Source organism: Paenibacillus sp. FSL M7-0420 (genome assembly GCF_038002345.1).
Lineage (GTDB): Bacteria > Bacillota > Bacilli > Paenibacillales > Paenibacillaceae > Paenibacillus_AQ.
This window is the reverse complement of sequence record NZ_JBBOCJ010000001.1, coordinates 7,634,774-7,655,479: the sequence shown is the minus strand read 5'-3', so window position 1 is coordinate 7,655,479 and position 20,706 is coordinate 7,634,774. Positions and strand designations below refer to the sequence as shown.

At 54.9% G+C, this 20,706-nt stretch carries 19 protein-coding genes; 4 read left to right on the top strand and 15 right to left on the bottom strand.

What is annotated here, in order from left to right:
- Position 1: 1 nt before the first annotated feature.
- The 4 genes from MKX51_RS33040 to MKX51_RS33025 all read right to left on the bottom strand — a co-directional run bounded on the left by MKX51_RS33040 (position 2) and on the right by MKX51_RS33025 (position 3,388).
- Positions 2-952: an ABC transporter permease gene (locus MKX51_RS33040; RefSeq protein WP_036723626.1), complete on the bottom strand. Its 951-nt coding sequence runs from the start codon at positions 950-952 to the stop codon at positions 2-4.
- An 85-nt stretch (positions 953-1,037) separates the two neighbouring features.
- Positions 1,038-2,651, bottom strand: coding sequence for an ABC transporter substrate-binding protein (locus MKX51_RS33035; protein WP_340995433.1), 1,614 nt, complete (start codon positions 2,649-2,651; stop codon positions 1,038-1,040).
- A 96-nt stretch (positions 2,652-2,747) separates the two neighbouring features.
- A complete protein-coding gene (locus MKX51_RS33030) occupies positions 2,748-3,173 on the bottom strand; it encodes a peptidylprolyl isomerase (protein ID WP_340995431.1) in 426 nt (141 codons plus the stop codon).
- On the bottom strand, positions 3,170-3,388 hold the full coding sequence (locus MKX51_RS33025; protein WP_036723633.1) for a hypothetical protein: 219 nt from the start codon (positions 3,386-3,388) through the stop codon (positions 3,170-3,172). Before MKX51_RS33025 ends, MKX51_RS33030 begins: the two co-directional genes overlap by 4 nt.
- A 231-nt stretch (positions 3,389-3,619) precedes the next feature.
- On the opposite strand from MKX51_RS33025, the gene MKX51_RS33020 reads away from it, so the two are divergent.
- On the top strand, positions 3,620-5,536 hold the full coding sequence (locus tag MKX51_RS33020; protein ID WP_340995429.1) for a glycosyltransferase: 1,917 nt from the start codon (positions 3,620-3,622) through the stop codon (positions 5,534-5,536).
- A 222-nt stretch (positions 5,537-5,758) separates the two neighbouring features.
- On the opposite strand, the gene MKX51_RS33015 is transcribed toward MKX51_RS33020, so the two are convergent.
- From MKX51_RS33015 to MKX51_RS32995, 5 genes are all read right to left on the bottom strand, one after another.
- The gene (locus MKX51_RS33015) at positions 5,759-6,184 is read right to left on the bottom strand and encodes a hypothetical protein (RefSeq protein ID WP_340945306.1); all 426 of its coding nucleotides are present in this window, start codon (positions 6,182-6,184) and stop codon (positions 5,759-5,761) included.
- An 806-nt stretch (positions 6,185-6,990) separates the two neighbouring features.
- Positions 6,991-9,633: an ATP-dependent chaperone ClpB gene (clpB, locus tag MKX51_RS33010; RefSeq protein WP_340995427.1), complete on the bottom strand. Its 2,643-nt coding sequence runs from the start codon at positions 9,631-9,633 to the stop codon at positions 6,991-6,993.
- Between the two features lie 74 nt (positions 9,634-9,707).
- Positions 9,708-10,703: a DnaJ C-terminal domain-containing protein gene (locus MKX51_RS33005; protein WP_340995426.1), complete on the bottom strand. Its 996-nt coding sequence runs from the start codon at positions 10,701-10,703 to the stop codon at positions 9,708-9,710.
- 245 nt (positions 10,704-10,948) lie between these two features.
- Positions 10,949-11,425, bottom strand: a complete 477-nt coding sequence (locus MKX51_RS33000) for an Hsp20/alpha crystallin family protein (RefSeq protein WP_340995425.1) — start codon at positions 11,423-11,425, stop codon at positions 10,949-10,951.
- Positions 11,426-11,638: 213 nt separating this feature from the next.
- Positions 11,639-12,193 carry a GNAT family N-acetyltransferase gene (locus MKX51_RS32995; protein ID WP_340995423.1) on the bottom strand — a complete coding sequence of 185 codons (555 nt, stop codon included), beginning with the start codon at positions 12,191-12,193 and terminating at the stop codon, positions 11,639-11,641.
- Positions 12,194-12,298: 105 nt separating this feature from the next.
- Here MKX51_RS32995 and pdxR point away from each other — a divergent pair, with 105 nt between their 5' ends.
- Entirely contained in the window at positions 12,299-13,744 is a 1,446-nt protein-coding gene (gene pdxR / locus MKX51_RS32990) for a MocR-like pyridoxine biosynthesis transcription factor PdxR (RefSeq protein WP_340995422.1), read from the top strand.
- A gap of 266 nt (positions 13,745-14,010) precedes the next feature.
- Here the strand turns inward: pdxR and MKX51_RS32985 are convergent, their stop codons facing one another.
- Together MKX51_RS32985 and MKX51_RS32980 are read right to left on the bottom strand one after the other, a co-directional pair.
- On the bottom strand, positions 14,011-15,417 hold the full coding sequence (locus MKX51_RS32985; protein ID WP_340995421.1) for a transposase: 1,407 nt from the start codon (positions 15,415-15,417) through the stop codon (positions 14,011-14,013).
- Positions 15,418-15,663: 246 nt separating this feature from the next.
- Positions 15,664-16,626 carry a helix-turn-helix transcriptional regulator gene (locus MKX51_RS32980; protein WP_340995420.1) on the bottom strand — a complete coding sequence of 321 codons (963 nt, stop codon included), beginning with the start codon at positions 16,624-16,626 and terminating at the stop codon, positions 15,664-15,666.
- A 115-nt stretch (positions 16,627-16,741) separates the two neighbouring features.
- Between MKX51_RS32980 and MKX51_RS32975 the strand changes: the two genes are divergently transcribed.
- Positions 16,742-17,167, top strand: coding sequence for a VOC family protein (locus MKX51_RS32975; RefSeq protein ID WP_340995419.1), 426 nt, complete (start codon positions 16,742-16,744; stop codon positions 17,165-17,167).
- A 40-nt stretch (positions 17,168-17,207) separates the two neighbouring features.
- Here MKX51_RS32975 and MKX51_RS32970 read toward each other — a convergent pair whose 3' ends face one another.
- From MKX51_RS32970 to MKX51_RS32955, 4 genes are all read right to left on the bottom strand, one after another.
- A complete protein-coding gene (locus MKX51_RS32970; RefSeq protein ID WP_340995418.1) occupies positions 17,208-17,450 on the bottom strand; it encodes a hypothetical protein in 243 nt (80 codons plus the stop codon).
- 109 nt (positions 17,451-17,559) lie between these two features.
- Entirely contained in the window at positions 17,560-18,459 is a 900-nt protein-coding gene (locus tag MKX51_RS32965; protein ID WP_340995417.1) for a DNA-3-methyladenine glycosylase family protein, read from the bottom strand.
- Positions 18,440-19,030: a methylated-DNA--[protein]-cysteine S-methyltransferase gene (locus tag MKX51_RS32960; RefSeq protein WP_340995413.1), complete on the bottom strand. Its 591-nt coding sequence runs from the start codon at positions 19,028-19,030 to the stop codon at positions 18,440-18,442. The genes MKX51_RS32965 and MKX51_RS32960 overlap by 20 nt, the downstream gene beginning before the upstream one ends.
- Positions 19,005-19,601 (bottom strand): bifunctional transcriptional activator/DNA repair enzyme AdaA, encoded by a 597-nt coding sequence (locus MKX51_RS32955; RefSeq protein WP_340995412.1) that lies wholly within the window; start codon positions 19,599-19,601, stop codon positions 19,005-19,007. The genes MKX51_RS32960 and MKX51_RS32955 overlap by 26 nt, the downstream gene beginning before the upstream one ends.
- A gap of 203 nt (positions 19,602-19,804) precedes the next feature.
- Here MKX51_RS32955 and MKX51_RS32950 point away from each other — a divergent pair, with 203 nt between their 5' ends.
- On the top strand, positions 19,805-20,704 hold the full coding sequence (locus MKX51_RS32950) for a GNAT family N-acetyltransferase (protein WP_340995411.1): 900 nt from the start codon (positions 19,805-19,807) through the stop codon (positions 20,702-20,704).
- Positions 20,705-20,706: the final 2 nt, after the last annotated feature.

Here is a 20,706-nt window from a genome sequence, read left to right as displayed (position 1 = left end):
GTCACCCCTTCAGTTTGATTCTTGGATCGACAACACTGTAAAGAATATCTGCCACCAGATTACCGAAGATCAGCATTAAGGAAGAGAACAGGGTAATTCCCATAATGACAGGATAATCCATCCCCTTCACCGCCGTCATCCCCAGGGAGCCGATCCCCGGCCAGGAGAACACCGTTTCCGTAACAATCGCCCCGGCCACCAGATCTCCCATCGACATACCGATCAGAGTAATCACCGGCAGCAGTACATGCTTCAGCACATGCCGGAACAGAATGGTGGATTTCTTCGAGCCAAAAGCGTACTGGATCTGCACATACTCCTCCTTAAGCTGTCCGATCGTGCTGGAGCGAATATAACGTACATACCCGGACAGGAAACTGAAGGCCAGCACCGTACAAGGCAATATCCCGTGCTTCAGCACATCCAGCGGCGATTCCACACCAATGGTGCGCATGCCCATGCTTGGAAGCAGGTGCAGCTTGATCGCGAACAGATACATCAGCAGGATCGCCAGCCAGAATAAGGGGATAGAGATGCCGATATAAGCGATAAAATTGATTAGCTTGTCTACCCAGCGGTTGCGGTTCGCACCGGCCACGAGGCCCAGCGGAATGGCCAGCAGGACGGCCAGGGCAATGGCGCTGCCCATCAGACCCGCAGTTGCGGGCAGGCGGTCCAGAATCTGATCCAGCACAGGCTGGTGATTGACCAGCGAGTACCCGAAATTGCCCTGGACCATCTCTTTGATCCAGATGAAATATTGGATATAAGCAGGCTTATCCAGCCCCAGATTATGGCGGATGCGCTCAATATCATCAGCGTGCATATTGGGCGTCACGAAAGACAGCACCGGATCTCCCGGAGCCAGCTTAATCATGGTAAAACAGACCACCGATACAAAAAACAGCATCGGCAATGTTTGCAGCAACCTTCGGACGATGAGTTGTCTCATACGCAGCTTCTCCCAGCTCTTAACAGGCAAAAATAAGCTGGGGGAACCAGCTTATTTTTTTGCCTTGCTTATTTTGTGAGGCGGATTATTTCTTGTAAATCTTGGACAGGTCTTCGAAGATGACGACCGGCTTCAGGACAGCCTCATCAACTCCGCCGTAATTCTTAGAGACAGCTACAACAGTCTTCGTATAAGCAATCGGATAGATCGGCGCATCTTCAGCTACCAGTTCTTGTGCTTTCTTGTAGATCTCTGCACGCTTGGCCGGATCTGCTTCGCCTGCACCGTCATTCATCAGCTTGTCGACTTCACTGTTGGAATAATGCGAGTAATTGGATGAGCTGTCCGTAGTGAACAGGATACGGTACGCATCCGGATCATACCCCATGATATAGCCGGTCAGAGCCAGCTCATAGTCGGTCGCCTTCAGATCAATGAATTTCTGCACCCAGGCCGAGGAATCCATGTTCTGCAATTCAACCTCTACGCCGATTGCCTTCAGTTTCTGCTGCACATACAGCGAGATGGCTTCCTGCGCCTTGTTACCGCTCTGTACGATATACCGGAGCTTCAGGTTGCTCTCACCGGCAGTGGCCAGCAGTTCCTTCGCCTTGGCAGCATCATTGTCAAAGGTAGGGACATCGTTCGTGAAGTACAGTGCATCCGGAGTCAGGAAGGACTTTGCCGGATCAGCATATTCGCCGGAAGTGTACGCCGTCTGAATCAGCTCGTCGCGGCTGAGGGCCAAAGACAGGGCTTGCCGGACTTCTTTTTTGGCGAGGGCACCGGTATCGCTGTTCGCATTGAACATCAGATAGGCGAGGCGGCCTTCGCTATACGGGAGAATCTCAAAATTATTCGTCGCTTGAATCGTAGGAACATCCTTCGGGTCCAGATACTGTACATTAATCTCGCCATTCTGCAGAGCCAGATTCGCAGCATTGGTATCCTTGGCAATCCGGTAAGTGACCGAATCCAGATGCGGCTTGCCCCCGAAGTAGTTGTCGAAGCGTTCCAGCGTCAGATACTCGCCGGCCTTGTATTCCTTGAATTTAAAGGGACCGGAGCCGACAGGAGAAGCGTTCTTCGTGCTCTTCTCAATGTTGGTCTCATTCTCGTAAATGTGCTTCGGAATCGGGAATACCTGTACCAGCGTGGCTTCAAAAGCCGGGCTGACCTGCGGCAGCTTGAACTCCACAGTCAGGTCATCGACCTTGACAGCCTTAATCGCTTTGTCGCCAATCAGGAAGTTGGCACGCAGGAAGCTGTTCTGCTTCTCATCAAGAATGCTGTCGATGGTGAATACCACATCATCCGCCGTCAGCTTCTCTCCATCATGCCAGGTCAATCCATCCTTGAGCTTCAATGTATACGTCAGATTATCGCTTGACGGTGTCAGGCTATCGGCCAGGTAGAAGGTCTTCTTGCCGTTGTTCACCTGGAACAGCGGAGCATACAGGGCCTGGTCAATGGTCAGGCTGACACGGTCACCCGCATAGTTCGGATTCAGCACTACCGGATCGGAAGCGACCCCTATAATCAGACTGCCTCCATCCTTCGGTTCGCCGGCGGCTGGCTCTTGTGATGCAGCCGGTGTCTGTGCGACATTGGTAGATGAAGCGTTATTCCCATTGGAGCATGCACTGATCATCAGTGTTAATAATAGTAGAATAGCAACCCCTGTTATCCCTTTACGCATTGTCTCTTCCTCCATGTCTATGAGCATTCCCACTCGTTGTTGAGTCATTATATATCGGAATACTAGGAATTACAATGTATGAATTTACCATGGGCTTTACCAGACGCAGACCTCCTGCATGACCGCTCCGCGCCGCAGGGCATCGACATGCTCCATTCCTTCCGTAACCCTGCCGAATACCGTATGCCAGCCGTCCAGATAATCGAACGTATCATAACAGATAAAAAACTGGCAGGACCCCGTGCCTGGTCCAAAATGCGCCATAGACAGCGCCCCGCGCACATGCTTATGGGGATTCCCCTGCGTCTCACAGGGAATGGGATCTGTGCCGCCTCTGCCGTTGCCGTCGGGGCAGCCGCCCTGGGCAACAAAGCCGCGAACCACACGCTGAAAGGCCAGACCGTTGTAAAAGCCGCTGTTCGCAAGCTTTTCAAAATTGGCTACGGTTCCCGGCGCTTCCTGATCGAACAGCTCCAGCCGAACCTCCGGCCCCTGCTCCAGACGGATCAAAGCCTGCTTCATGGCGCCTCCTCCTCTACACGGGCTGCAGTGTCTGCCGGTACACCGATATAGACGGCCGTCTTGGCAGCATGCAGCGGCGCATAAATCTCCTCGATATCCTCGTCCACGAGCGGCCTAAGCTCTCCGCCCTCCATATGCAGGAATACCTCAGCGCGCGGATTCATCGCCAGGAGGACATTGATCAATTGCTGTACTTTTAACGTTGGCTTGTCCATCCTCTCACTCCTGCCCGCCCTCTTCCGGGGATTATATATATTAGCGGTATTGTACAATAGCTCAGGGCAAACGGCAATACAGCTCTCTTCTATACATGCAGGTGATTATTTCGGGGAAATGGGGAAAGTCCGGTACTTCTCTAAAAATATCGAATACATATAATTTATATCAACTATTTGCGAATCCAAGGGGATGTTCTATCATGTTGACCTTATTCTGGAGTGGCTGCTATGAACCCGAATAGAACCCGGGTGCTGCTGGGCAGCCCGATCCATCAAAAACCGGCGATCCTGGAGCAATTCCTGAACTCTCTGCTGCGTCTGAACCTGAAGGATATCGATCTTGATTTCTATCTGATTGACGATAACCCGGATGAGGCCGCAAGCCAGCTGCTGCAGCAGTTCGCCCGGAACGGCAGATCCGTCTTCCTGCAATCCTCCGGCTACCATGATGACTATATCCGAGATGAGCATACGCATGTCTGGCATTCCAATCTGGTCTGGAAGGTGGCCGGATTCAAGAATCTGATGATCCGGCGGGCGGAGGCCTTCGGCTATGACTACCTGTTCCTGATTGATTCCGACCTCATTCTGCACCCGGATACGCTGCTGCATCTGATCGGTACAGGCAAGGATATTATCTCCGAGATTTTCTGGACACAGTGGCAGCCGAATACACTGCTGCAGCCGCAGGTATGGATGCATGACGAATACAACCAGTGGGAGATTCATCCGGGAGAGCAGCTCTCGCCGGAGGAGATTCAGCGCCGCTTTTATGCTTTTTTGCAGAAGATGCAGCAGCCTGGAATCTATGAGGTTGGCGGACTTGGCGCCTGCACGCTGATCAGCAGCTCAGCCCTCAGCTCCGGGATCAGCTACGACCGGGTCCGTAATATCTCCTACTGGGGAGAGGACCGTCATTTCTGCATCCGCGCAGCGGCCCTCGGCTTTCCGCTCTTCGTGGATACCCACTTCCCTGCGCTGCACCTCTACAGAGACAGTGATCTGGATCTGGCCGCAGAGTTCATCCGGCACACCTCGGGCGCGGAAGCAGCCTCTATAGTAGAAGCGAAGGATGAAGCTGGCAGTCATTCAGGAGCAGCCGGGGCCAGGAGTGAAGCAGAGCCTCACGGCTCAGATGAAGCGCCGACCGTTGAAGACAGCGACACTGATCTGCCCGACCAGGCAGAGACGGCTCCGGCTCCCGCTGACAAAAGAGTACAGGAGGCAGCAGCGCAGTGGGATGTGCTATGGACTGAAGCCGAAGCCCGGCAGCGCTTGTCCAAGGAGCCTCTGCCTGCTGACGCAGCCGAGACGGCAGAAGGAAGCGGAGCGGTGAAGGAGCATCCGGCAGGAGGAGCCAGCACAGGCAGGGACGGAGAAGCAGGTCTGCAGAAGCCTCAAGCCGCCTATGCAGCGTCCCCCGTCACCCCGGCAGTCCCTGCTTCCCGCCGGCCCAAGCTGACCCTCACGATGATCGTCAAGAATGAAGGCACCAGGTTCCTGCGCCAGGTGCTCGAGGAGCACCGCAAGTATATCGATGAGGCCGTCATTATCGACGACGCAAGCACAGATGATACAGCAGATATCTGCCGGGAGGCTCTTGAGGGGATTCCGCTCCACCTGATACAGAATCCTGTCTCCCGCTTCCATAATGAATCGGAGCTGCGCAAGCAGCAGTGGGAGGCGGTGGTTAAGGCCCGTCCGGAGTGGATTCTTAATCTGGACGGAGATGAGCTGTTCGAGTCATGTTTTCCAGAGGAGGTAGACTCTCTGCTGCGGACAGAGGACTGTGACTTATTCTGCTTCCGGCTCTACGACTTCTGGGATGAGGCAAGTTACCGCGAGGATATGTACTGGCAGGCCCACCAGAGCTACCGCCCGTTCCTGCTCCGTTACCGGGAAGACTTCACCTATGCCTGGAATGATCTTCCGCAGCACTGCGGGCGGCTTCCGGAGAATATCTTCGAGCTGCCCCATCAGTTAAGCAACCTGCGCCTGAAGCACCTTGGCTGGTCGAAGCCGGAATTCAGGCTGGAGAAGTATCTGCGTTATATGCTGCTGGACCCGGATGCCGAGTACGGCTGGAAGGAGCAGTATCAGTCTATCCTTGACCCGAATCCCCGGCTGGTGAATTGGAGCGAATAAGGCGGAGGGCTAAGTCATAAGAAGAGAGAAAGAAGCTCCCTATCGGAGCTTCTTCTTTTTTTGCCAATAAACTTCAGGAAATATATCACTACAACAGTACTCACAGAATCATGGATATGCCAACATGACTTGGATTACTTCTACTAACAACAAACGCGGTCAAAGCTTCTTTGAAAACATGAACGCGGTCAAAGGGAAGGATTGGGTTCACTTTTCCCTTATCTAAATCAACGCATCGAAATGGCCTTCTGCGTCTACCGTCGCTGTCCGGGGATCGGTCAGACCGATGCCCTTAAGGCCTCCCTTTCCCTCAGTCCGCCAGGGCGGAGTATGATCCTGAAGCGGGGGAGCAGGTACAAATGAAGCCGAAGCGGTACTCCCGCTTTTCTGCACCAGATGGGCCTCCAGCTGCCGTATTTGCCGCTGCAGCTGCTCCCGGCGATAAGGAGTCTGCATCTCTCCGCCCTGCGCCGCATTCACCTTGTCCAGCTCCATCAGCAGCCGGTTGCGCTGCTTCTCCAGAGAACTGACATCACTCTGTGTGCTGCCGTAAGCTGTAGTGGCCTGTACCGGGCTGATCCCGGATACCGTCTGTGCCGCCATGATCTCTCCCTCCGTTTCCTTGGCTTCTGCTTCAAATCCAGCCATATTCGAAAGTTCTAATCATTTCTATTACCCGGCAGCCCCCTCCATGACAACATTTCAACCACATATTTACAAAAAATCGTCGCATAGTCTCAGTCAGATGCTGGTTGGACTATACCAAAGACCTATTAAGCGAGGTGATATGAATCAATAGAAGGCAAACACTTTGCGGAACAAACACAGCTGCTGACTTTCGGTCGCGCAAGCGGAAACGGCTTTGCCGTCCTTTTAAAGGACGGTAACGTTTCAGCGAGAATGCTAATGCCTCTCTCACCGGCCGCTTTTAAGGAGCAGTATGGTAATATTGCAGTTTTTGCAGGATTTCTCTATCCCTTTTACGGGTTGAAGTACATTGTTGCATGATTTGCACAAATTTCGGTGTTTAGAGCAAGTTAGCGCTGAATTTGTTGCATTTTGTGCAGGATTTCAGCATAGAGCGCTTCTTGGGGACAGTAATGTTGCACTTTTGGCAGGATTCCTCTTAAAATGTTACTGCCTGTGATGCATGGGGCCCTTCCCTCCGCGCAGCGGCACCCATTGTGTTCGGTTTTTCGTATACAATCAGATTCGTCAAACTTGCTGTGCTTCACTCTCATACGGACGACCTCCAGCTAATTTGATGGTAGATTGTCTAGCCTGAAAGTGTCCAAAGTGATTAGGGGGCTTTAAAGGAATGTTGTATTTCTAGCAGGATTTAAGTCGAATAATATAAAAAGCGCTCCTGCCTCAATAAGGCAGAACGCTTTTTATGTGGATGCTTTGTAGATTGCCGCTACCTCCTTAGGGGAGGCGCCGGGGCCCATTACATTTTACATTAATCCTACTGTCTTCTCAGACTCTGATTTCGCTATTGCAACAGTCAGCTCGCCGTCCGCTTCGTCCACCGTCATCACTGAGCCTTCCTCCGCTTCTCCGGCGATCAGCGCGCGCGCTACCCGGGTCTCCAGACTGCGCTGGATGAACCGCTTCAGCGGTCTGGCGCCATAGACGGAATCGAAGCCTTCTTCGGCAATGAAGCGGACCGCCTGGTCGCTGAGGACCAGCCCGATGTTCCGCTCGGAGAGGCGCAGACGCAGGCCATCTACCAGCTTAACCACAATTCTCTGGGTCTCGCCCAGTGTCAGCGGCTTGAACATTACGATATCATCCACCCGGTTGAGGAACTCTGGACGGAAATGCCCGCTCAGCTCCTTCATGACCCGGTCCTTAACAGCTTCTGTCAGCTCGCCATTGTCATCCGTGCCCTGAATCAGATGCGGCGAGCCGATGTTGGAGGTCATGATGATGATCGTGTTCTTGAAGTCAACCACCCGGCCCTGCGAGTCGGTCAGCCGCCCGTCATCCAGCAGCTGCAGCAGAATGTTGAACACATCCGGGTGCGCCTTCTCTACCTCGTCGAGCAGGACCACCGTATACGGCTGGCGGCGCACTGCTTCCGTCAGCTGGCCGCCTTCTTCATAGCCGACATATCCGGGAGGAGCGCCTACGAGACGGGAGACACTATGCTTCTCCATGTACTCCGACATATCGATACGGATCATGCCGTCCTCGCGGTCGAACAGCGATACCGCCAGTGCTTTGGCCAGCTCCGTCTTCCCGACCCCGGTCGGCCCGAGGAACAGGAACGAGCCGATCGGACGGTTCGGGTCCTTGATGCCGGCTCTAGCCCGAAGAACAGCATCGGCTACCAGCCGGACCGCCTCATCCTGCCCGACTACCCGCTCATGCAGCGTATCTTCCAGCCGCAGCAGCTTATCCCGTTCGCCTTCCACCAGTCTGCTTACGGGAACTCCCGTCCAGCGTGAGACAATATCGGCGATTTCCTCCTCGGTCACAGCTTCTCGCAGCAGCCGGGTCTCCTGGTCCTGCTGCGCCGCTTCCTCTGCGCCCTTAAGCTGCCGCTCCAGATCAGGAATAATGCCATAGCTTAATTCAGCCGATTTGTTGAGATCATAGATCTCCTGCGCATCGACCAGATCCTTGCGGGCCTGCTCCAGACGCTTCTTCAGGTCGCGGATGCCCTGAATGGCCGATTTCTCCTTCTCCCAGCGGGCCGTCATCTCCAGATGCTTCTCCTTGAGGTCAGCCAGCTCCCGCTGGAGGTTCTCCAGGCGGCGGGCGCTGGCGTCGTCGGTCTCTTTTTTGAGTGCAGCTTCCTCAATCTCCATCTGCATCAGTCGGCGGGTTACCTCATCCATCTCACCGGGCATGGAGTCAATCTCGGTGCGGATCATCGCGCACGCTTCATCGACCAGGTCAATCGCCTTATCCGGCAGGAAACGGTCCGTGATATAACGGTTAGACAGCACACCGGCTGCGACCAGAGCGCTGTCATAGATTTTGACCCCGTGATGCACCTCGAAGCGTTCCTTCAAGCCGCGCAGAATCGAAATGGTATCCTCGACATCCGGCTCGCTGACCAGCACCTGCTGGAAGCGGCGTTCGAGCGCCGGGTCCTTCTCGATATATTTGCGGTACTCATCCAGCGTGGTCGCCCCGATACAGTGCAGCTCACCCCGGGCCAGCATCGGCTTCAGCATGTTGCCCGCATCCATAGCCCCCTCCGTCTTGCCCGCACCGACAATCGTATGCAGCTCGTCAATGAACAGAATAATCCGTCCGTCACTCTCGCGGATCTCCTTCAGCACCGCCTGCAGCCGCTCCTCGAATTCCCCCCGGTATTTCGCACCGGCAATCAGCGCACTCATATCCAGCGAGAAAATCGTCTTGTCCTTCAGACCCTCCGGCACATCCCGGCGGACAATCCGGTGGGCCAGCCCTTCGACAATCGCAGTCTTGCCGACACCCGGCTCCCCGATCAGCACAGGGTTATTCTTGGTCTTGCGGGAGAGGATGCGGATCACCCGGCGAATCTCGGCATCGCGCCCGATGACCGGATCGATCTTGCCAGCCCGCACCTCAGCTACGAGATCGCGGCCGTACTTCTCCAGCACCTCATAGGTGGCCTCCGGCTCCCGGCTGGTCACCCGCTGGTGTCCGCGAATCTCCGCTAACACTCCAAGCAGCTTCTCCCGGGTAACGCCCCGGCTGGTGAACAGCCCGCGCAGCTCGCGGCTCCCGCTGCCGGTGTCCGATACCATCGCCAGCACGGCATGCTCCACCGCCACGAATTCGTCGTGCATCTTGGCCGCTTCCTGCTCCGCCTGTTCCAGCATGGCAATCAGCGCGGGCGATGCATAGCGCCGCATGGTGCCCGCTCCGCTCCCGCTTACGCTGGGTTTGCGCTGAAGCAGCGCCTCGGTTCCCTGCAGCAGTTCGGCTGCTGGAACATTCATCTTCTGCAGCAGCCGGGGCAGCAGGCCCTCATTCTGCTGAAGCAAGGCTTTCAGCAGATGAAGATTGTCAATCTCCTGATGCCCGCCGGAGGCCGCCAGCGACTGCGCCTCTGCCACCGCTTCCTGCAGCTTCTGGGTAAGCTTATTGAAATCCATAGGATCATCGCCTTTCTAATGTATAGGTTAATCAGCCGGATGCCCGGCTGTTATTTACTGAATCAGAATATGCCTTACCGTGTTGCCGCTCTGCGGCGCTGTGCCCCGCCGGAGGTGCGCCGTTTCGCACCTGCCTGGAAGCTGCTGGACTCCGCCAGCTGGCGGTACATCCTCTTCTCTGCCTCCGATGTATCAGACGGAATGACCATCTCCATCCGGAACAGGATGTCACCGTTCGTTCCGTCCGGACGTCTCAGCCCCTTACCGGAGAGGCGCAGCGTTCCGCCGCTGGCTATACCGGCAGGGATCTTCAGCTTCACGCTGCTGCCATCCGGGAGCGCTACCTTGGCTTCCCCGCCCAGCACAGCCTGCCAAGGGGCGATCTCAACCGTGCCGAGGAGATCCCCGCCGTCCGGCTCATAGATCTCATGCGGCAGGAGATGCAGCGAGATCAGCAGATCGCCGCCCTGGCCCGACCCACTTCCGCCGCCGGGCACCCGGATGACCGTCCCTTCCGCCGAGCGTGCCGGAATCTGTACGTTCAGGTCCTTGCCGGCCGCCTGAACGCTGATATTGCCGCCTTTGTAGGCCTGCTCCAGCGTAATCTCAAGCTGGGCCTGCATCGTACTGAACTCATCCCCCCACGGGCTTCCGCCTGGACGGGCACCACTGCTGCCCGAGAAGAAGCCGGCACGGTCAGCCGCGCCCCGGCTGCCGAAGAACATCCCGAACAGATCCTCCTCCGGTATACCGCCGGAAGAAGCGGCTCCGCTGCTCCAGCCCGCGCCAAACGGCGATTCCCATGACGCAGAGGAGGCCGATCCGTAGCTGCGCTGACCCCGTGAGCCTGCGGCAGCTCCATAGCGGAGCTCCTCATCATAGATTTTGCGCTTCTCTTCATCGCCCAGCACCTCATATGCCTCGGCTGCTTCCTTGAACTTCGCCTCTGCCTCCGGGGCCTTGTTGACATCGGGATGCCATTTTTTGGCCAGCTTCTGATAGGCCTTCTTGATCTCCTGCTTCGAGGCCTTCTGATCTACCCCAAGACGCTCATAGTAATTTGCCGCCACCGGAACCTCCTCCTTTCGTGTAATGGGAACCTTCTGCCTTCCTCCGGGAAAAGACGCATTATAGCCGGGACCCCCACTACAATGCGTCTAATATTAGTGCTATATGAAAAGTCCGGTGAAATCCTGCTGCCGCCCGGTGAACCGGATAGGCCAGCGGCTACAGCCGCTAAGCCCGGAGTTCCTGCGGAAGCGGCAGCTTCAGCCGGACTTGGAGGTCCATCTGCCTCTTCAGGCCACCCTTCCGCTTACTGAAGCTCTTTCCGGTCGGAGGCATCGCCGCCTCCATCCTGAATTTCGATCCGTTTGCCCTGGGATTTCTGCCGTTTCGGCACCTCCAAGCTCAGCACACCGTCTTTCAGGGAAGCGCGGATGTCTTCCTCAGCAATATCCTGGACATAGAACCGGCGTACATATTCACCATACCGCCGTTCACGGCGCACCATTTGATGCTCCTTGCTCTCTTCGTTGTTCTCTTCTCTGCGGACTGCCTTGATCGTCAAGTAAGGGCTGGAGTAATCAATGTCGATTTCTTCTTTGCGGAAGCCAGGGAGCTCGGCCTCGATCAGATATGCCCCTTCACGCTCCCGGATGTCGGTCCGGAAAGACAGCGCGTTACTTGTCAGCGGTGCGAAGAAATCATCATTAAACACTTCGTTCAGCGACTTCGCCAGCACACCAAAAGCATCATCTCTGCGTTTACCAAAAGGAACCAAATCAAACATCTTTCATTCTCCTCTCATTTGACTTTTGATTTTTTGAATTTGGTCTTGCTCAGTCTTTGACTTTGTCTGACCTATGGCTTTATTATAGCCTGCACCCCCGGAGAAAACAAAACCCGTATAAGCCGAAAATCCGGGAAAATCCGGCGTTTCGGCTCGTTTTTTAGTATAAATTTTAACCTTATTAAAGTTTTGACCTTATTTGACCTTCCTGTTCTATTTCAAATAACGCTCCCGGTATTCACTCTCCAGCATGCCCATCATAATTACATCATGATACTCATGGTTATAGAACAGCGTCTGACGCCGCACCCCCTCCTGCACGAACCCGATGGACTCATAGACATGCGTAGCACGGGCATTATAACTGTAGACCTCCAGCTCAATTCTGTGCAGATTCAGAATGCCGAAGCCATAATCGAGCATAAGCAGCAGCGCTTCACGCCCATATCCTTGTCCCTGATGCTGCTCGTCCCCGATGGCGATCCGCAGATTGGCATTCCGGTTATCCCCATCTATATCCTGAATGGCGATGTCGCCGATAACCTCGTCGTTCTCCTTCAGTGCGATGAGCAGCAGCACTGTACTGTCATCCCCGGACTTATGGGCGATATACTGCTCAATCTGCTCTTTGGTGACATGATTCTTGGTTCCGGTCAGCCTGCGGACTTCCGCGCCGTGGAACATCTCATAATACAGCCCGGCGTCCTCCCCGTTCAGAGTGCGCAAATATACCTTATTCCCTGTTAAAAGCCTTGAAGCCCTGTTCATCTCTGTCCACTCCCACTGTCGTAATTGCTCTTATAGTAATATAAATCTGTATACTATAAAATATACAGAAACGTCCGATTTCTAAGGACAGATGGAAGGTGAACTATGCTGCTTGTCCCGGATCTGAATGAACATAGCGAGACCCCTTATTACATACAGCTCTATGATTATCTGGCAAAAGCAATCCTGGGCGGCACCCTCCAGAGCGGGACGCGCCTGCCCTCTATCCGCCGCTTGGCATCGTTATGCGGGATCAGCGCCACTCCGGTGGAGCTTGCTTACCAGCAGCTTCTGGCAGAGGGCTTCATCGCCAGCAAGCCGCGCAGCGGCTACTATATTCTGCCCGTTCACCGGGAAGGCAGCCCTGCTGCCGCCGGGGAACCGCCAAGTCCGGCCCCCCGCCCGATCACGCCCCGTGATTCACGGCACTACGCGTATGATTTCCATATGTCGCGCAATGATTTCTCCCTGTTCCCGCACAAAATATGGCGCAGCCTCTACCAGGAGCAGCTGGCGAATCCAGACCTGCTCCAGTACGGCGATCCTCAGGGGGAGCCGGCCCTCCGCGCAAGCATCGCCGCCCATCTGCGGCAATTCCGCGGGCTGCGCTGCACGGAGAAGCAGATTGTATTCGGTGACGACCAGTATACGCTGTGTTCTTTGCTGTGTCTGCTGCTGAAGGGAAGGGTGAGCGGACTGGGTATCGAAGATCCGGGGTACCACCTGCTGCCGGCGGCATTCCGGCGCAGCGGATACGGAATCAAGCCGATTCCGCTGGAGGAGGATGGATTGCAGCTAGACAAGCTCTACAGCAGCGGGGCAGATGCTGTGTACATCTCGCCGTCCCACCAGTTTCCCCGGGGGATGACCATGCCAATCACCAAACGTCTTGCCTTGCTGGAGTGGGCCCGGTCCACCGGCGGCTATATCATCGAAGATGATTATGACGGGGAGTTCCGTTATCACGGAAGGCCGATCCCCGCGCTGCAAGGGCTTGCTGAGGGCAGTCCGGTGATCTATATGTGCAGCTTCGCACAGTCGGTAACCCCTGCGATATGTATTCACTATATGGTTCTGCCGGAGAAGCTGCTGCCGGACTATCACAGCCTGAGAAGCGAGCTGTACCTGGAGCATTCAGCCTCACGGCTTCATCAGATTGCGCTGCATTATTTCATGGAGCGGGGACATTTCGAGAAGCACCTGCGGCGGATGCGTCTGCTCTATCAGCGCAAGCATGACCTGCTGCTGCGCTCAGTCAGGCAGCATTTCGGCGATGCCGCAGTGCTCAGCGGAACGGATGCGGGATTTCATCTGCTGCTGACCCTTAAGCCGCCCGCATCAGAAGTTGGCAACAGAGTTAGCAATAGCACCAGCGCCAGGGAGCTTGCTGCGGCAGCGGAAGCTGAAGGCATCCGCGTTACCCCCATTTCCTATACGTGGTGGGCCAAGCAGGATTATGACGAACCCGAATTCATCCTGGGCTTCGGCGGGATCGCCGAGGACCTCATCGATGAAGGCATCCGCAGACTGGCGGGGGCATGGCTGGGCTAATACGTATCAGATTTAAGAGCGCCTCACTCCCGTGCGGTCATTCACATGCTGTAGGCGCTGGAACGGCAGTAACTGTATTTTGTACAATGGAATGAGGTCAAAACAGCTTCAAAATTGGTTCTATTGTATTCTGTACAATTGAATATTGAATAAAGGGCACTTTTCGCCCAAGATGCATCATTCCAATGTACGAAAGAGTCAATTTCATAATTCAATTTGTTAAATAGCAAGATTAGGCCAAAATCTAAGGTCACATTTTTAAAAAATCAGGCGATTTGCTGGGAATTCCTCAACTGCTGGTTCAATTTGTCTAACGCAAACTTACTCAAATTGTACGCGAGCGTACTGAGCTGGAAATCGACACTTGCCCGGACACCGCGGTGGCGTGTGCGCTTCATCCCGAAATACTCTTTGAGATAGGCAAACACACGCTCCACGGCCGTACGCTTCTTGTACAGTGTTGTAAAACTTTCGCTCCCTCTGGCGGGATAGGTGTGTAAACGCAAATCCGTTTGGATTCGAATTTTAAACACTTTTTGGCATTCGGTACCGGAAAGCGCACAGCCTTTGCATTCACTAGGCCGGGTGTACTTCAGGGTCTCATATTTGGCATCAAAACTGTCGTAACGGTACGCATGCCCTTGAGCGCACACCGGCGTGTAATCCAGATTCATTCCCGCAGGCGGGTCTTTGTGGTGAATCAGGGAAATCGCAGGATAGGCGCCGAGCGAATGAATCAACTGGTAGACCGCCGCGCAATCGTACCCCTTGTCGCCCAAGATATGCTTGACCTTTAGCATCGGAAACTTCAGGAGCAGGCCTTTGAGAAGGACGACCGCCATACGCTGGTCATTCGGATTGGCCGAACTAAAGAGGCCGCTGAGGATATACTGGCTGTCCGTGTCGACCAGCAGATTCGCCTTGAACCCGTAATAGCTGGTCATTCGGCCCTTCGTATTTTTCTTGTCACAACGCGCAGCATGCCGGGGCAACGCGGTCAGTAGTTCATCGTACGGGTACGGCAACATCGCTTCAATGGTTTTCTGGAACGGTCCGAGACTTTGTTCATAGGCTTCCATTTCCTCGCGCCGACATTCCTTTTCCGCCTGGGATGGACGGCCGGGCTTGCTATATCTGGGTTTCTTCAGCGGCTCGTTCGCCACCTTAGGCTCAGGCTCGGGATGTTCGAGCTGAATTTGCTCGGCCACCGAAGCTTCGCCTTTCTTTTGCCCCCGGCGAGCCGCACGACGCTTGGAGGCCGATTCGCTAAATTGGCAATCCCAAGCCTCGACCATGGAGGAATCCACAGCCAGATGGGTTCCGCTCACAAAGCCTTCTTCTAGGGCAGACGTGACTAGGCGATCCTGAAGTTGTTCCAGCATTCCCGTTTGCTCCAGCGCATGAATCAAACGGGAATAGGAGGCCTGACTTGGAATGTTATCCGAGCCGGTGAACCGGCACTGGACTCGAAATTCGTTGCTATGATTCAGTCGCCGGACCAAGGCAGAGACAAACTCGATGTTCTCCATTTTTGCAATCAGCAGCGAGTAGATCATGGCAGGTACATTTAATTTTTCAGGCCGTCCGCGATGGTTATTTTTCCCTAGTGCGAACAGAACTGGAGCTAAATGTAAGTGTTCAAAGATTTGGCTGTATTTATCTTCTGGACTCATTTGGAGCAATTCCTCGAAGGAAAACAGTTCTTCTTGTCGAATAGAATAGATGGGGATTACCTCTTTTCTTCTCGGGTGTTGGTTTCGTCGCCTATAACTTCGAGAATTTGGGGAGGTACTCCTTTTTCTATGCTCAAAAAAACCAGGTATAGCAAGGGTTTTGAATTATGAAATTGTCTCCGAAATACAATAGAATATCATTTCACGGTCAGATATACGGTTTCTATTGCAGGAAATACAATCAGATCAACTATACTTCTCCAGCATATCCGCAAGCATCTGCTTCACCTCGGCCACCAGCTCCGGCGGCTCCTGCACGGTAGCCTCGCTGCACAGGCCAATCACAAACCGCGCGAAGAAGCCCAGATCGCTTCCCGGAACCTCTCCCTCCAGCCAGCCTGTGCCGTCTGTACGAATATGCAGCAGCACCGGGGACCATACCTCACCTTCGCAGGCCTGAACCCCCTCACTCCCCAGCTCTACGTACAGCCGGATAAGGCTTGGTTCCGCTTGCGGCGGCTGCGGACTGCCGTATTCCTCTGTATTGTCCAAGTGGATATGACGCAGATCAAGCGCGTCTGGTCCCGCTTCATCATACCCGGCAGACTGAATCCGGTCGCAGCGGAAGATACGGATGCCGCTCCGCAGGAAGCAATACGCCGGACAATACCACAGGCCGTTACTGGCATAGATGCCGACGGGCTGAATCCACCTTTGCTGCCGCCGGCCCTTCGACTCATAATCGATCAGCAGCACTTTTTGCCCGGTAGCCGCTTCCAGCAGTTGGGGCAGATAAGGGAATTCCGCCTGCCGTGCCGGTGTCAGGAAATCAATCCTGTTCTTCATCTCATCAATCCGGTCACGAACATCGCCAGACATGTAGTTATAGAATTTGTGCAGGGCGGATAAGGATTCTTCCTTGAAGGGAAGATATTTATAATGGCGCAGCGCATGGCTGGCAAAAAAAATCGCCACCGCCTCTTCCTCTGTGAACGCAATCGGCGGCAGGATTCTCTCGCTCAGCACCTGATACCCTCCATGTGGTCCCACTTCGGAATAGAGCGGTACGCCCAGCTCCCCCAGCTCCTGCAAATCCCTGAGAATCGTGCGTGAAGAGACATTGAATTCGTCAGCCAGCTCCCTGACGGTGAATTTGCGCTTACGGTTGACGGTCATCATAAGGTCCAGCAGCCTTTTGGATTTCGACACAGGGTTCACTCCATTTATTATTTTAACTATGACAATACCTGTCACTATTATAGTCTACACTATAACTATAGCCGGTTAGTACAGGCAAATACACCTTCCAAGGAGCGAACAAAACATGAAACTGCAAATGAACCCTTATATTCTGGTAGACGGATCTGCCCGGGAGGCGATAGCTTTTTATCAGGAGGCGCTTGGCGCTGTGGTGCTGTTCAAGCAAACAATGGGCGAAGGCCCGCAGAACCCGGACGCCCCGATGACGGAGCAGGAGAAGGCGCAGATTGCCCATGCCGTGCTGCTGGCGGGGGAGACGAAGTTTTTTGTGGCGGATTATGAGCCGGGTATGCCGCGCAGCCGGGGCAACAGCATCAACATTTGTCTCACGGTGGAGACCGAGGCTGAAGCACAGCAGCTTTTCAATTCGCTAAAAGCTGGCGGAACTGTCGATATCGAGCTGGCCCCGGCCTATTACAGTCCCGCTTACGGCATGGTGACCGACAAGTTCGGCGTCTGCTTCCAGATCTTCACGATGAAGGGGCGGTGAGGCTGGGGAGGCTGAGGTAACCTCGGGCCGATGGGCATTGCTACAAATGCGATAGGCTCCGCAGACCTATGTATCTTCGCGCGGCGTCCAATGTAATCGGTTTTTCGATTACATTCGGCCCGGCAGTCATCGCGGCGTCTAATGTAATCGGTTTTTCGATTAAATTCGGCCCGGTAGCCATTGCGGCGTCTAATGTAATCGGTTTTTCGATTACATTCGGCCCGGTAGCCATTGCGGCGTCTAATGTAATCGGTTTTTCGATTACATTCGGTCCGGTAGCCATTGCACAGTCCAATTGTGGTCGGTTTTTCGGCCGCATCCGCATTGGGCATCAGCCGCAACAACGCAAACAAAGCACGGTCCCGCCATACTTAAGGGGACCGTGCTTTGTTCTAATATAACGCCCGCCACAAGTAAAAGGTGGCGTATGCTTCCCAACCTTGCCACGGCCGGGCCAGGTCGAGCAGCTCCGCTGGCGTCGGCTTGCGGTCCATGCCGGTCAGATGCTTGATCACGTTCTGCAGGCCGACATCTCCGACCGGATAAGAGGACGCATCGCGCAGGCAGCGCATCCGCACATATTGCGAGGTCCACGGGCCGATCCCGCGGATCTGCAGCAGCCGCTGCTCGGCTGCGGCCGGGGACGGAAGCGCCAGCAGCTCCTCCCGGCTTAGCTCCCCGCTTGTGATCAGCGAGGCTACGGTAAGCACCGTCTGTGCTTTGCTGCGGGTTAGCTGCAAGGCGCACAATTCCTCTACCTGCACTCCTGTGAATACCTCTGGTCCAGGGAAACGGTAGTAGGTCTGCCCCTCCCATTCCAGCGCTTCCCCGTATTCAGCGGTCAGCCGCTGCTTCAGCCTGTAGGCAAAAGCCAGATTCACCTGCTGGCCCAGAATCGCCCAGCATAACGCCTCGAACAGATCCGGGATGCCGATGATCCGCAGCCCCCGGTGCTCACTTGCCAGCGGCCCGAGCAGCGGGTCCGCTGCCGCCAGCCTGTAGAACGGGGCAAGATCACGATCCAGATCAAACCACTCCACAATGTAGCGGGCCAACACCTCCTGCTCCAGCGCACCGGGAATCGCCCCATGCAGCCGGGTTACACTCAGCTTGTGATTCTCGGACACACTGAGCCGTACCAGCAGCGGGCCACCCTCTATCCTGAACATCCGGCTGACGCCTGCTTCATCCGTGCGGAACAGGCATTCCAGCGGCGATCGGTTCATATACTCCAGACAGGCCCCCAGGTCGAAGTCTTCCGGCAGCGGCAGCTCAAAAAGCAAATCGTTCATGACCAGCCGCCCTTACATTGAGAATTCCCTCCAGCTGGAGCAGCTCCTGCTTCATCTGGAGTCCGCCCCGGAAGCCGGTTAAGGTGCCGTTCGCGCCGATCACCCGGTGGCAGGGTACAATGACCGGCACCGGGTTCTGCCCGTTGGCCGCGCCGACAGCACGGACCGCCAGCGGTCTGCCGATCCGCTCAGCCAATTGCTTGTAGCTGGCCGTCTCCCCATGCGGGATGGTAAGCAGCCCCCGCCACACCTCCTGCTGAAACGGGGTGCCCCACAGATCCAGCTCCACATTGCTGAAATCCACCGGCTCTCCGGCAAAATACCGCTCCAGCAGCGTAATCACCCCAAGCTGCTCAAATCTCCCGGCATCCTCCATGAGCTCATGGACAGGCGCATACATTTTCAACCAGGAGGCGGGTAATTGCCCTTCGTCCTGCGGGAAGGATACGCGGATCAGGCCTTTATCGCTAGCCCACAGGGTCCACTCCCCGTTCCCGAGGTTCAGGGTATGATGATAAATCGTGATAGTATCTGTACTCCGGCTGTTATTCCGGCTTGGGCTTGGGTTCATGTTGGTTTCCTCCTTCGTTATGCTTGCTATGGTACTCTGTAGGGGACAGCCCCGTCTTCTTCACGAACCAGGCGGCAAAATGAGAGGGCGTACGGAACCCCACCGCCCGGCCGACTTCAGCCATCCCCGCCGCTGTCTCCGTCAGCAGCCTGCGGGCTTCTTCCGTGCGCAGCGTGTCCAATCTGGCAGCTGGTGACTGGCCGATTACCCGTTTATAGGTGCGCTGTAAGTGGAACGGGCTGACCTTCAGCTCTGCGGCCATCGACTTCAGGGTCAGCTTGCTGCCGAACCTTCCGTCCATAATGGCATCCGCCTGCGCCGCCAGTACCGCATCAGGCCGGAGGGTGCCGCCTTCCTCGGGACGGCATCTTTTGCAGGGACGGAAGCCTGCCGAAATCGCCTCCTGCAAGGAGCCATAGAATACAACATTCGCTGCCTTCGGCGTTCTCGCCCGGCAGGACGGACGGCAGACAATATGGGTCGTCAGCACCGCCGTATAGTAGATCCCGTCATAGGTCGGCTCACGCCGCACCACCGTTTCATAGATACGCTCGAACAATTGCGGGTCCATCCCCATCACCTCTTACCGCCAGTATAAACGATTCGTTTTGATATATGCAGCCTATTGCAATAGGAAAGCAAGATTACGACAGTGAGGCTAAGGGTATAGCCGATTTCCGAGCAACGTTCGGAAAAAAGTGGAAAAACATCTGCTATTAGTGCTAGAATTGACTGCTTGAATTAACAATCTTTATTCGGAGGACTAAGAACCCAATGAAACGATCAGACATCCGCTGCGAACGCCTAAGCAAGAAGGATTCTCTCGCAGCCGCAAAACTATTAAGCCTGGACGCGTACACTGGTCCTGACCTCCTGCAGGTGCTGGAAAAGGAGCCCGAACTGTTTAGTGCCGCTTATGTGGATGACACGCTTCTTGCGTTAGTCCAAATGGAAGCGTCCGCACCCCAGTCTCATTTGAATGTATTCGTCGCTCCGCAGTATCGCCGGCAAGGCATTGGTAGGGCTTTAATGCAGATGGCAGAAGCTAAATTACAGGCAGGCGGAACCCGTAAGGTCAGTACTTCTGTCCGGTCCGGGGCATCCTCTTCTCTTGCGTTTGCCGGCAGCCTGGGCTATGCTCCGTACTATTCACTTATTTATATGGAACGAACCGGGGGTTCTTTTCCTCAGGAGACATCCTCTGCAAGGTTGTATAGAGATGAGGACTTTGTGGCTGCCCATTCGCTGTATGCTACTGCTTTTCATGAAATGCGGATGCGCGTTGGCTGCTTCCCCGATTCTGTGCCTGCAGAGCCTAATGAAGGCAGACGAACAGCCTGGGCAGCGGATGCACAGGACAGGCTGGTCTATGAGCTTGACGGGGAAATTGCGGCTTACAGCCACATCGACGGGAATGAAATCAGCAGTGTTAGTGTACGTTCTGACCTTCAGGGACGCGGAATCGGACGAACCTTCGTGAAGTACTTGTGTGGCGAGATCCACCGGCGCGGCTACACAAGCGTCATCCTATCCTGCGTCGTTGGGAATGAGGCCATACATTTGTATAACAGCCTTGGTTTTCAGGAAACGCATCGAATAGAATATATGATAAAAAATCCGGACAACTCAAAGCATTCCCGGTCAGGCCCCTCCCTGCCCGCTTCTCTACAATGAAT

Coding starts and splice junctions, on each gene's coding strand:
- MKX51_RS33040 (WP_036723626.1), bottom strand. CDS start 952: ATGAGACAACTCATCGTCCGAAGGTTGCTGCAAACATTGCCGATGCTG.
- MKX51_RS33035 (WP_340995433.1), bottom strand. CDS start 2,651: ATGCGTAAAGGGATAACAGGGGTTGCTATTCTACTATTATTAACACTG.
- MKX51_RS33030 (WP_340995431.1), bottom strand. CDS start 3,173: ATGAAGCAGGCTTTGATCCGTCTGGAGCAGGGGCCGGAGGTTCGGCTG.
- MKX51_RS33025 (WP_036723633.1), bottom strand. CDS start 3,388: ATGGACAAGCCAACGTTAAAAGTACAGCAATTGATCAATGTCCTCCTG.
- MKX51_RS33020 (WP_340995429.1), top strand. CDS start 3,620: ATGAACCCGAATAGAACCCGGGTGCTGCTGGGCAGCCCGATCCATCAA.
- MKX51_RS33015 (WP_340945306.1), bottom strand. CDS start 6,184: ATGGCTGGATTTGAAGCAGAAGCCAAGGAAACGGAGGGAGAGATCATG.
- clpB (WP_340995427.1), bottom strand. CDS start 9,633: ATGGATTTCAATAAGCTTACCCAGAAGCTGCAGGAAGCGGTGGCAGAG.
- MKX51_RS33000 (WP_340995425.1), bottom strand. CDS start 11,425: ATGTTTGATTTGGTTCCTTTTGGTAAACGCAGAGATGATGCTTTTGGT.
- MKX51_RS32995 (WP_340995423.1), bottom strand. CDS start 12,193: ATGAACAGGGCTTCAAGGCTTTTAACAGGGAATAAGGTATATTTGCGC.
- pdxR (WP_340995422.1), top strand. CDS start 12,299: ATGCTGCTTGTCCCGGATCTGAATGAACATAGCGAGACCCCTTATTAC.
- MKX51_RS32985 (WP_340995421.1), bottom strand. CDS start 15,417: ATGAGTCCAGAAGATAAATACAGCCAAATCTTTGAACACTTACATTTA.
- MKX51_RS32975 (WP_340995419.1), top strand. CDS start 16,742: ATGAAACTGCAAATGAACCCTTATATTCTGGTAGACGGATCTGCCCGG.
- MKX51_RS32970 (WP_340995418.1), bottom strand. CDS start 17,450: ATGGCTACCGGACCGAATGTAATCGAAAAACCGATTACATTAGACGCC.
- MKX51_RS32965 (WP_340995417.1), bottom strand. CDS start 18,459: ATGAACGATTTGCTTTTTGAGCTGCCGCTGCCGGAAGACTTCGACCTG.
- MKX51_RS32960 (WP_340995413.1), bottom strand. CDS start 19,030: ATGAACCCAAGCCCAAGCCGGAATAACAGCCGGAGTACAGATACTATC.
- MKX51_RS32955 (WP_340995412.1), bottom strand. CDS start 19,601: ATGGACCCGCAATTGTTCGAGCGTATCTATGAAACGGTGGTGCGGCGT.
- MKX51_RS32950 (WP_340995411.1), top strand. CDS start 19,805: ATGAAACGATCAGACATCCGCTGCGAACGCCTAAGCAAGAAGGATTCT.